Source organism: Bacteroidales bacterium (assembly GCA_012517825.1).
Classification (GTDB): Bacteria; Bacteroidota; Bacteroidia; order Bacteroidales; family JAAYUG01; genus JAAYUG01.
The window spans coordinates 1-12,086 of sequence record JAAYUG010000147.1; the positions used below are offsets into that span (position 1 = coordinate 1).

Consider the following 12,086-nt stretch of genomic DNA (forward strand, 5'->3'; position numbering starts at 1 on the left):
AGGTCGTCAAAGTATCTTTTCTCAAGCTCCGGCCGGGGAAGTTTATCACTTCCATGAACCCATACGAAAATACTGGGATGGTTACGGAACATGGTCACCTGATCATGCATCATCCGGGAGACGAGAGCAATGTCTTCGGGTGATTTTACGGCACCAAATTCATCGCATGGCTTTCCTCCTACGTAGGGTTCCCATTCCCATTGACAGCTCCATCCGGCCATCAGAAGAATCCCGTACCGGTCACATAGGTCGTACAGGGCATGGCTGCTTCCCCAGAAGCCTTCCAGACGGATGGTATTGAGATTCATTAGCCGGGTGTACCGCACCTGGGCTTCCAGTTTCGCAGTATCTTCTCGTAGCAGCAGATCGTCAGCCCAGCCTCCGCCCCTGATTTGAATGTACTTCCCGTTGATTTTGTAAGCGCGGTTGCCGTATTCATTAAGAAAATCTTCCACCTGCCGTATACCAAAGGTTACCTGCCGGAAGTCGGTTTGTTTTTTTCCCGAAAAACAACCAAACGATGCGGTGTATAGTGCCGGATCGCCATACTGGTATGGCCACCAGAGCTTGGGGTTCTTAATGTGCAATGCTTTGTATTTGTCGGCTGTGAACAGTACTTTCTGTCTTTCACCGGCCTTCAGGCTGACTTTCTTCTGAAATGCGGTTCCGTTAATTTCGCCCGAAACAATCGTTGTTACTTTGCCTGTCGAATGATTCACTACTTCAGCCTCTACAGTGAGAAATGCTTCTGCCAGGGTCTGGGTATTCACTTTCGATTGGATGCTGATATTGTTGATGGAGACTTCGCCGCTTCTGCGCAGGATTACCGGCCGGAACAGGCCCATGTTTTCATCCGGGGGTCGGGGAGTCCAATCGACAAACCCCATGTAATAATCGCCTGGTTTGGGAGGGAGTACCTGAACAGCCAGAATATTCTTTCCCTGATGCACAAACGGGCTGATATCAATATCAAATGTGCGGAATGCTCCTTTAATGGTGTCAGCTGCTGCAGCAAGCCGACCATTTATCCAGATATTGGCATAATAGTTGATTCCTTCAAAACGAAGTCTGTTGACGGGGAAAGCCGTGCTGTCAGTTATCTCGAATTCCTTTCTGTACCACCATGGCTGGCTAAACTGTTTACGTGGCACCACTTCGAGGTTTTTTCCGAAATAGAGATCGTTGTACACGCCGGCATCGGCAAGAGCTCCAAGAACAGTGGAAGGTACTTTTGCATGTACCCAGGCGGCTGAAGAAAAATCGCTTTGGGTGATGGATTTGCCGTCAGCTTTCAGCAGGCTGTCGGGTGCCAGAAACCAGTTATCCGACAGGGTTATTTCGGTAATCATACTTTGCGGGCTGCGGCTGCAGGAAACTATCGCAAGCAAAAGGCCCGGAAGAATCAGGAAAATCGAAGTTTTTTTCCGGAAGGTTTTCATGGTTTACTGTATTTGGTTAGTCAATCAGGTCGAATTCAGAAAGTGTAAAAAACAAATTATGGGACTAATGAAGCAGCGCCAAGAATAGTGATATCGGGATTGTCTGTAACAAGAATCTTTAGTTTTTTGAGGGATTCGGGAAATTCAAACTCAGTAAGCGAACGATTCATGCTTTTTTCGAAGAGGTGAAAGGCTCTCGAAATACTTCCGCCCAGTATGATAGCCTGCGGATCATAAGCATAGGCAACAATTTTGATGGCGTTTCCAAAATGATGTCCGAATTCTTCCCATGCCCTGATGGCAGCAGGCTTGCCCTGACCGGCCTGTTCTGCCATTTCCCGGGCTGAAGACTGCCAGAAAACCTTAAAAAAGTTTCCGCTGCAGTAATATTCCAACGTTTTGCCAAGGTAAGGCATAGGGCCAACTTCGCCTGCCCCGCAGTTTGCTCCGGTAAAAAGTTTTCCGTCGGTAATGATGCCCGCACCCAGCCCTGTTCCGATGGCAAGACCTACTACAGGATCATATCCCCTGGCCATCCCATAGTGATATTCACCCAACGCAAAACAATTTACATCATTGTTGATGTAAACAGGAACATGAAACTCTTTTTCAAGGTAATCTTTCAGTTCAACCCTTTTCCAGGAAGGAATGTTGGTAACATTATAAACAATTCCATGCTGTATGTCAACCACGGATGGCACACCTATGCCGATTCCCTTTATCTCCGGATGAAAAACAGCATGAAGGAGTGTTTTCAGCTGTTCCAGGGTTTCTTCGAGTGATTCTTTATGAACAAGCTCATGGTTCTGCTGATTAATAATATTCCCTTCACTACAGAGAGCAGCGCGGATGTTGGTTCCGCCCAGGTCAACGCCAATACGCATAGAGAATACCTTTGGAGGGCTCTAAGGTAACAAAATGTTGTTAAAAACAGAAGAAACTAAATAACGGACCATTCCTTTAATTATCTTTCAATGCTAAATTTCAATGACTATGAACCGGGAACATTTTCTGGAAGTGCTTGCTACACGCAGGTATTGGGATGTTGCTGTGATCGGAGGAGGAGCTACAGGGTTGGGTATTGCCGTTGATGCCGCGTTGCGCGGTTTTTCCGTTGTACTGTTCGAAGAATTTGATTTCTGTAAAGGTACTTCAAGCCGGAGTACCAAACTGGTACACGGGGGGGTTAGGTATCTGGCCCAGGGAGATGTTTTCCTTGTGATGGAGGCCTTGAAGGAAAGGGGGATCCTGCTGCGTAATGCGCCTCATCTGGTGAAGGATCAGACGTTTATAATTCCGGCCGATCGGTGGTGGGAGGGTCCTTTCTATACTATCGGGCTCAAACTCTATGACCTTTTAGCAGGAAAATGGAGTTTCGGCCGCTCGGTTTTTTTGCGAAAAAAACTGGCCCGCATGGCTTTGCCTTCAGTATTACCCGGGCGACTTAAGGGTGGAATTCTTTATCATGATGGTCAGTTTGATGATACACGGATGGGCATGGCCCTGGCAAAAACAGCTGCTGCACATGGCGCCTGCCTTCTTAACTATATGCCTGTTACAGATTTTATAAAAGATGAAAACGGAAAACTTACCGGATTATGGGCAAAGGATTCCGAATCAGGAAAGATGTTTGAAGTGCATGCCCGTTGTATGATCAATGCTACCGGAGTGTTTGCCGATTCACTGAGAAAAAAGGAAGATCCTCAGGCTAAAAAAATGATCAGGCCCAGCCAGGGTATTCACATTGTATTAGATGCATCTTTTCTGCATGGAACCAACGCGCTGATGATTCCCCGAACGGATGACGGGCGTGTTCTTTTTGCCATTCCCTGGCATGGAAAGGTGGTTGTTGGCACCACTGACACACCGGTAGATCAAATCAACATTGAACCTGCAGCCCTGAAGGAAGAAATCGATTTCATCCTGAAAACAGCAGCCAGATACCTTGTCCGTCCGCCTTCCCGTAACGATATTCTGGCTGTTTTTGCCGGATTGCGTCCGCTGGCTGTTTCGGAAGGGAAGGAGCAGAAAACGAAGGAAATTTCAAGGCGTCATAAACTTGATCTTTCTGCCGGAGGATTGATTACCATCACCGGAGGAAAATGGACGACTTACCGCAGGATGGCCGAGGAAACACTTGATTTTGCTATTAAAAACGGATTCCTCCCCTCCCGTCCCTGCATTACAAAAAAGATCCCTTTACACGGATACATGAAAAACCCCGACTGGACCGATCCGCTTCATGTTTACGGAACCGAGGCGGAACCAATAAGGGAACTCATGAAAAAATATCCTGATAGTGACCATTTTTTGCATCCCGATTTTCCTTATACGGTTGCTGAAGTAGTTTGGGCTGTGCGCGAGGAAATGGCCCGCACGGTTGAAGATGTTTTGGCACGCCGCACCCGTATACTGTTTCTCGATGCAAAGGCCGCCCTGCAGTGTGCACCAGCAGTTGCTGAAATTATGGCCGCTGAGCTGAAAAAAGACAAAACATGGATTGATAATCAGATACAAGCATTTCGGGAAGTTGCTTCCCGGTTTGTCCCATCTAAATAACAAGTCAATATGCTACAAAAAAAGTATGTCCTGGCCCTCGATCAGGGCACTACAAGTTCACGTGCCATTCTCTTTGACAAAACAGGAGCTATTAAATCAATGGCTCGGCAACCTTTTGAGCAGATCTTCCCGCAACCGGGATGGGTGGAACATGATCCTGCAGAAATATGGAATACGCAGCTTTCTGTTGCTATTGAAGCACTGCAGCAGGCCGGCGTTTCACCGGAAGAAGTTGCTTCCGTGGGAATAACTAACCAGAGGGAAACTACGGTAGTTTGGGACCGGAAGAATGGAAAGCCGGTATGCAATGCTATTGTTTGGCAGGACAGGCGGACAGCCGGATTGTGTGATCAGCTCAGACAACAGGGATATGAGGAAACCATCAAAAAGAAGACCGGACTTGTGGTAGATGCTTATTTTTCAGGAACAAAGGTGCACTGGATACTGGAGAACATACCTGGTGCTATGAAGAGAGCCCAGGCAGGAGAATTGTGTTTTGGAACCATTGACAGCTGGCTTATCTGGAATCTGACAGGCGGAAAGGTCCATTGTACGGATGTAACAAATGCCAGTCGTACCATGCTGTTCAATATTCATACCCTGCAGTGGGACCAGGAAATTCTTGATATACTTCATATACCCCGATCGATGTTGCCGGAGGTTGTATCCAGCAGCGGAGTAATTGCTGAAACCGGCATCGCTCAGCTGAACGGGGCAATACCTATCGGAGGAATTGCCGGAGACCAGCAGGCTGCCTTGTTTGGTCAGTTGTGCCTGAAAGAAGGAATGGTAAAAAATACCTATGGTACCGGATGTTTCCTTATGATGAACACGGGTGCGGAGGCGGTATATTCACGTAATAATCTTTTAACAACTGTCGCCTGGCAACTCGATGGCAGAACAACGTATGCTCTGGAAGGAAGTGTTTTTATTGCCGGAGCGGCCGTGCAGTGGTTACGCGACGGACTGAAACTCATTCAGTCTTCCGGGGATGTGGAAAAACTGGCTGCTGAAGTTCCTGACAATGGCGGAGTTTATTTTGTTCCAGCCCTGGCAGGATTGGGGGCACCTTATTGGGATCCGTATGCGCGGGGTACATTTGTTGGCATAACACGGGGTACAACGGCTTCGCATTTTGCCCGCGCAACTCTGGAAGCTATTGCCTATCAGAGCGCAGATGTTATGAAAGCCATGGAAGCTGACGCAGGAAAAGCTATTGCCGAGCTGCGGGTCGATGGAGGTGCTGTTGTCAACAACCTGCTGATGCAATTTCAGGCTGATGTCATGCAATGCCGCGTAATCCGGCCCGAAGTACTGGAAACCACAGCACTCGGTGCTGCCTACCTTGCCGGCCTGGCGGTGGGTTTCTGGAAAAATACCGGTGAGCTGGAGTATCAGTGGAAAAAAGACCGGCTCTTTCATCCTTCTCTTCCCCGCATTCAGGCCGACCAACTAATGAAACAATGGCACAGAGCTGTGGAGAGATCCCGGCAATGGATTGAAGCATAACCTTTTTATCAAATTCCTGTATATGAATCCTTATATTGCTGAAATTCTGGGAACCATGCTCCTTATCCTGATGGGTGACGGAGTGGTTGCAAATGTAATTTTAAAAGGTACCAAAGGAAACAACGGAGGATGGATAGTGATTACCACATCATGGGCTCTGGGTGTTTTTATCGGAGTTGTGGTGGCCGGTCCGTATAGCGGAGCACATCTTAATCCTGCCGTCAGTATTGGGTTGGCAATTACAGGGCAGTTTTCCTGGAGCCTCGTGCCGGGCTATGCATTTTCCCAGCTGGTCGGAGCTGCCCTCGGGGCATTCCTTGTGTATGTGTTTTACCGTGATCATTTTGCCGTTACTGATGATCCGGCTGGAAAACTTGCTATCTTTTGCACTACTCCGGCTATCAGAAATTACTGGTCCAATTTTCTCAGCGAAGTAATCGGTACGTTTGTGCTGGTTTTTGTTGTTCTATCATTTCAGGGTGCCCACCTGGAAAATGTTGAGGGCACGCAGGTCGGACTGGGTTCTCTAGGTGCTTTGCCGGTGGCTTTGCTGGTGTGGGTTATTGGACTTGCCCTGGGCGGAGCAACGGGATATGCCATCAACCCGGCCCGCGACCTGGCTCCGCGTGCAATGCATGCCCTTTTGCCCATTCCGGGAAAAGGAACCAGCGACTGGACCTATTCCTGGATTCCAATAGCAGGACCCTGTACGGGGGCCGCACTGGCTGCCTTGCTTTTCCTGCTTGTACGGTAAGAATATTATCTCAATTCTCATCAGAATCGTTTGTCACAATATTAAGTGTGGATTTCAACCATATTTTACGTTTCTATTCCTAAAGATACTGCATGATGCATAACCCTCCATGCATTAGTTCGTTCCGCTGCCTGTACGCCATTGGGACTGAAACGCTCTGTATTTAACTTCTTAGTTATCAGTTGATTGATAAATGTAATCCACCAGCTGATTAATAGACTTTTCAATAGGTGAAGGATTAGCTGCCGGAAAAATGCATCAACATTCCGGGAATTCGAAAATCCGTTCAATAAAACAATCGATTGCAGAAATAATGCATTAAATATTCTTTATACACAATATAAATTCTTATAAAGTATGATAGTTAATTGCTTTTTTATAAAATTTTTTTATCTGCAACCGATTGCAAATAAAAAATTTCTTTTTATATTTACCATATCAAAGAACTGAAGGCGATTGGATTCGATTAAGGCAGCGAGAAAGCAGTATATAGGCAAGGGGAGGGTGTGAGGATAAGCCGAAATGGTGATTATCCATTGACTACAGTTTGTTTTTTATGGGCAGAAACGTAATTTTTTCAGATATGATCATTTACTAACTAAACCAAATTAACCTCAAAATCAAAAATTCTATGAGAGTAAAAACCATGAAGCGCATTTTTTTCAGGGAGGACATGAAGAAAATGTTACTGGGCCTATGGCTCATAACCGTTTTGTCCGGTATGAGCATTTCGGTTTCCGGTTCGGATCCGGGACTGAAAGGTGGTCATTCCGGCAGGAACGGTTCCGAAGGGTCTTTGTCACCTGTTTACCAGCTTGTGGTTACCGGTACTGTTACCGATGAAAAGGGAGAGGCACTGGCCGGTGTGAATATTATCGAAAAGGGAACAACTAACGGGACCTCAACTGATGTAAACGGGAATTATTCCATCACTACCATCACCAAAGAACCAGTGTTGGTATATTCGTTCATCGGTTATGAAACACAGGAGATCATTGTGGGAAACAAAACGACAATTAATGTGGTCATGCGGGAGTCAGTGTCCGGGCTGGATGAAGTTGTAGTAATTGGGTATGGTACAGCCAGAAAGAGGGATGTAACCGGATCGGTTGTTTCACTCAGCGGCGATGTTATGCGGGATATTCCTTCGTCGAATATTTCCTATTCGCTGCAGGGGCGTGTGCCAGGCGTTGAGTTGTCGCAGGTATCCACAAAACCCGGGGCTTCCATGCAGATCCGCGTTCGTGGTACTCGGTCCTTAAATGCTAGTAACGATCCCCTGCTGGTTGTTGATGGGATTCCTTTTTCCGGATCCATCAGCGATCTCAACCTGAACGACATCAAAAGTGTTGACGTTCTGAAGGACGCTTCAGCAACGGCCATTTATGGCTCACGAGGGGCCAACGGGGTTATTCTGATTACAACCATCAAAGGACAGGACAGGCAGAAACCGCAGATTTCCTATTCCAGTTATGTTGGACAAAAGACAGTCTTTGCTCCCTACCCTATGATGAATGGGCCGGAGTTTGTTGCGCTGCGTAAGGCAGCTGGCAAATATACCAATGGAGTGGATGAGTCGGACGATGTGAATATTGACTGGCAGGATCTTTTTTACAGGAAAGCAATGACGACTAACCATAATCTGGCCATACTGGGTGGTACAGAAAAAGGAAACTATAATTTCAGTGTAGGATACATAAGGGATGAAGCTGTTATTCCAGGCCAGGACTTTAATCGGTTTTCGTTGCGGGGTGCCCTTGACCAGGGAATTGGAAAATTCTTCCGTTTCGGATTCGTTTCGAATAACAACTATTCAATCAGCAACGGTTACAACCTGGGACTATACAATGTCCTGAGCAGCAGCCCGATTGCCAATCCGTACAATGAAGACGGGAGTCTGAAACGCACTATCAAAATGCCATTGGACGAGAACTGGGTGCAAACCAGGAAAACAGTTGAAGCGCTTGGCGACAAATGGATAGATCAAACCAAAGCTTTTGGTACTTACAACAATCTTTTCGGAGAGTTTAAAGTCCCAGGCATTGAGGACTTGCGGTACCGTATCAATGTGGGAGCAAACCTTCGCATGAGTACTGGCGGTAGCTATACAGGCGAAGGGGTATTCAGCTACAACCCGACAAATCCTTCCGTTGCATCTGTGAGTAATTCACTTTCTACCAACTGGGTAGTTGAAAATCTGCTGACATATGATCATACTTTCGCCCTAAAACATAGACTGAATGTGGTAGGAATGTATTCGGCCGAAAAAACGCATTATCATAGTTCCTATATTTCGGCAAAAGATATTCCGGCCGATGCATTCCAGTTTTACAATATCGGCCGGGCCCAGGGCGAAATTACTGTTAACCCCGATAACCAGAACTATTATGAAACCGGACTGATATCCTGGATGGGGCGGGCAATGTATTCTTTTGATAACCGTTATATGATTACAGCCACCCTTCGTTCTGATGCTTCATCCCGACTGGCGCCCGGTCATAAATGGCATACCTATCCGGCTGTGTCACTTGGCTGGAATATGAAAAACGAACAGTTCCTGCGCAATGTGGCACTGATTGATTTGTTGAAACTTCGCGTAGGTTATGGACAAACCTCAAACCAGTCAGTCGATCCCTATTCCACTCTGGGTCGTTTGAGTACCAGGCCGTATAACTTTGGAAATACGTATTCAACAGGTTATTATGTTTCACAGTTGCCCAACTACAATCTGGGATGGGAATATTCACTCACCTATAATTTCGGCTTGGACTTCAGTCTTTTGAATAATCGTCTATCAGGTACCGTTGAGTACTACATTACCAATACAAAGGACATTTTACTGAGCGTAAACCTACCGGGTACTTCCGGGGTGGGAAGCTATATGGCGAATATTGGCGAGACGCAGAACAAGGGTATCGAATTTTCTCTTGATGGTGTGATATTGAATACCCCGGGTGGGTTAACATGGGAAGCAGGGGTTAATTTTTATGCCAACCGCAATAAGCTGGTTGCTTTGGCTTCGGGCCAGGAAAGAGATGAAGCAAACTGGTGGTTTGTCGGGTATCCGATTGACTGCGTATTCGATTATGAAAAAATCGGACTCTGGCAGGAAAGTGATCCTTATCGGGATATTTTGGAACCCGGAGGAAATGCTGGTATGATCAAGGTGAAATATACCGGCGATTACAATCCTGACGGAACTCCTACCCGGCAGATTGGACCTGCTGACAGGCAGATTATTAGCCTGGAACCTGATTTTCAGGGTGGATTCAATACCCGCGTTTCTTATAAAGGGTTCGATTTTACTGCCGTCGGAGTATTCAAGAGTGGAGGGACTCTGATCAGCACCCTCTATTCCGGAGCGGGATATCTGAACATGATGACTGGTCGCAGGAATAATGTCAAGGTCGATTATTGGACTCCGGAGCATACGAATGCCAAATATCCGAATCCGGCTGGTGTTTTGAGCGGTGATAATCCGAAATATGCAAGTACTCTTGAATATTTTGACGCTTCTTATCTTAAGATTCGTACACTGACCCTTGGTTATAACCTGGATCGTATCGGAGTGGTTAAGAATGCTGGGATTAACAGATTGCGCCTTTATGTGACGGTTCAAAATCCCCTGGTTATGTTCTCACCCTATTATAAGGAATCAGGCATGGATCCCGAAACCAACTCATACGCCAATGAAAATGCGGCGGTACCATATTCGTACAATTTGCGGCGTTTGCTGACTATTGGCACCAATACTCCTTCAACCCGCAATTATCTGATAGGTATTGATGTGTCATTTTAAAACCGGATAATAATGAAACGTATAAATATGAAAAATTTGTTAGGAACAACTCTGATGATGGTGTTCCTGTTCGCGTGCTCTGATATTCTTGAGGAACAGCCGCGTAGTATCTATGAACCAGGCTTCTTTAAAACTGAGAAAGGCGTTTTGGGCGGATTGACGGCCATGTACGCTCATCTGCGTTACATTTACGGGCAGGCTTATTATTACAATGCCTGCCAGACGGGCACGGATGAAGCGACGTGGGCTCAGAGTGCTGATGCCAACTTTAAGGATCATGATATGTCGGGAGTTGGGTCACTTACTCCCACCAGCAGCCGTTCGGATGTGTTATGGGGAACGGCATTCTCGAACATCAATACGGCAAGCGGGGTCATTGAAAATGCTTCTGCTGTGGGTACGATTTCCGAAGCTTTGGTTGCTGAAGCAAGATTTTTCCGTGCTTTCGATTATTTCCTTCTGGTGCAGACATTTGGCGGAGTTCCCCTTAACCTGGGTTCAGGAGAACTCAAATTCAACACTTCACCGGTAAGAACTTCCGTGCGGAATACTGTGCCAGAAGTTTATACAAAAGCCATATTCCCTGACCTGCTCAAAGCAGTGCAGGACCTGCCTGAAACCCCGCGTGTGACTGGTGCTGTTACCAAAACCGTTGCCCGTCTTTTCCTCGCAAAAGCTTATCTAACCTATGGCTGGTGGCTCGAAAACCCCAACAACATACCTACCTATCCTGAATGCCAGAGGGTTGATCCAGATGGACACAACGCACAGTGGTACTTCCAGCAAGCGTATAATGTTGCTGTAGAAGCAATTGACAATCCAGGCCCGTATGGGCTTCAGCCAACGTTCTATGATGTTAATCTTGCCCAGAATGACCGTAATAATGAGTGCCTGTTGTATGCAGATCATACCGAGAAAAGCGAATATTATAATGGAGGTAGTCTTACGTACGGCAGTGGAGCAGCTCCAGATAACTTTGCCGGCTGGATGATGACATGGAATTATACAACTATTAGAAGTGCTACTGCCACTGACTGGAGTACGGTGATTAGCTCCGTTCAAAGGGAAGCCGAGCAGCATCTTGGGCGCCCATGGACCCGTATGGCTCCTCCTATTGGCGTATTCAAAAATACCTTTGCTGATAAAGTAAATGATTCACGGTATGATGGTACTTTTACCACCGTTTATCGCGGTAACTGGCCCAAAGGAGGAGGAAATTATGTCAACATCCCCTTTGTGTACAATGCCAACAATATGGTAGTTTATCCGGGTGAACCCATCCTGACATTTCTTGATGACGATCCGGCGGAGACAATCGATTACTCGAATTCAGTTTACAAGAGCAACATAGGGGCAGGTGTGTTGCCAGGAAGATCGGATTTTGTGATTGCACCAAGCGGCATAAGCAGGATTTGCTACCCGGGCCTCTGGAAACTTGGACCTTATCGTACCGACAACGGTACCGGCCTGGGGCAGCCTAATGCGGGCAGCACACGTCCTTTCAATGTTGCCAAATTTTCCGAATTGTACTTTATAGCAGCTGAAGCTGCCGTGAAGGGAGCCACAACGCAGGCCGGGAAAACAGCTTATGATTTAATTAATGTTATCCGTGCACGTGCCGGAAAATGGCGCTGGTATAATAACGGAAATGTCGCAAAGGTGGAGGATCATAGCGCAGAAATGGTGGCAGCTACTCCTACAACCATAACAATCGATTATATTCTTCAGGAACGTTCCCGCGAATATTTTGGTGAAGGGTACCGCTGGTTTGATCTGGTCCGTACACAGAAATGGGCAACAGTAGCGGCTTCATACGAAATTTGTGGAACTGCCTGGGGAGACCATACTCCGGCAACCTATACACGCGACATCCAGCCATATCATTACCTGCGTCCTATTCCACAGGGCCAGATTGATGCCCTTGAAATGAGCGCTGATGAAAAAGCCGCCTACCAGAATCCCGGCTATTGATTCAGTGTCTGATTGACATTGAGGGAGTACAGAAGATACGTTTTTGACACTCTCT

Annotated in this window: 7 protein-coding genes; 5 read left to right on the top strand and 2 right to left on the bottom strand. The window is 46.7% G+C overall.

Going from position 1 to position 12,086, the window contains the following annotated elements; all coding sequences use genetic code 11:
* A partial coding sequence (locus GX419_10235; GenBank protein NLI25071.1) for a glycoside hydrolase family 2 occupies window positions 1-1,439 on the bottom strand: 1,439 nt, incomplete at its 3' end.
* 56 nt (window positions 1,440-1,495) lie between these two features.
* Entirely contained in the window at window positions 1,496-2,323 is an 828-nt protein-coding gene (locus tag GX419_10240; protein ID NLI25072.1) for an ROK family protein, read from the bottom strand.
* Window positions 2,324-2,432: 109 nt separating this feature from the next.
* Here GX419_10240 and GX419_10245 point away from each other — a divergent pair, with 109 nt between their 5' ends.
* The 5 genes from GX419_10245 (at window position 2,433) to GX419_10265 (ending at window position 12,031) form a co-directional block, all read left to right on the top strand.
* Window positions 2,433-3,998: a glycerol-3-phosphate dehydrogenase/oxidase gene (locus GX419_10245; protein ID NLI25073.1), complete on the top strand. Its 1,566-nt coding sequence runs from the start codon at window positions 2,433-2,435 to the stop codon at window positions 3,996-3,998.
* Window positions 3,999-4,007: 9 nt separating this feature from the next.
* Window positions 4,008-5,507, top strand: a complete 1,500-nt coding sequence (glpK, locus tag GX419_10250) for a glycerol kinase GlpK (protein ID NLI25074.1) — start codon at window positions 4,008-4,010, stop codon at window positions 5,505-5,507.
* A gap of 22 nt (window positions 5,508-5,529) precedes the next feature.
* The gene (locus GX419_10255; GenBank protein ID NLI25075.1) at window positions 5,530-6,261 is read left to right on the top strand and encodes an aquaporin family protein; all 732 of its coding nucleotides are present in this window, start codon (window positions 5,530-5,532) and stop codon (window positions 6,259-6,261) included.
* Window positions 6,262-6,943: 682 nt separating this feature from the next.
* A complete protein-coding gene (locus tag GX419_10260; protein ID NLI25076.1) occupies window positions 6,944-10,060 on the top strand; it encodes a TonB-dependent receptor in 3,117 nt (1,038 codons plus the stop codon).
* 12 nt (window positions 10,061-10,072) lie between these two features.
* Window positions 10,073-12,031 (top strand): RagB/SusD family nutrient uptake outer membrane protein, encoded by a 1,959-nt coding sequence (locus tag GX419_10265; protein ID NLI25077.1) that lies wholly within the window; start codon window positions 10,073-10,075, stop codon window positions 12,029-12,031.
* The last annotated feature ends 55 nt before the right edge of the window (window positions 12,032-12,086 follow it).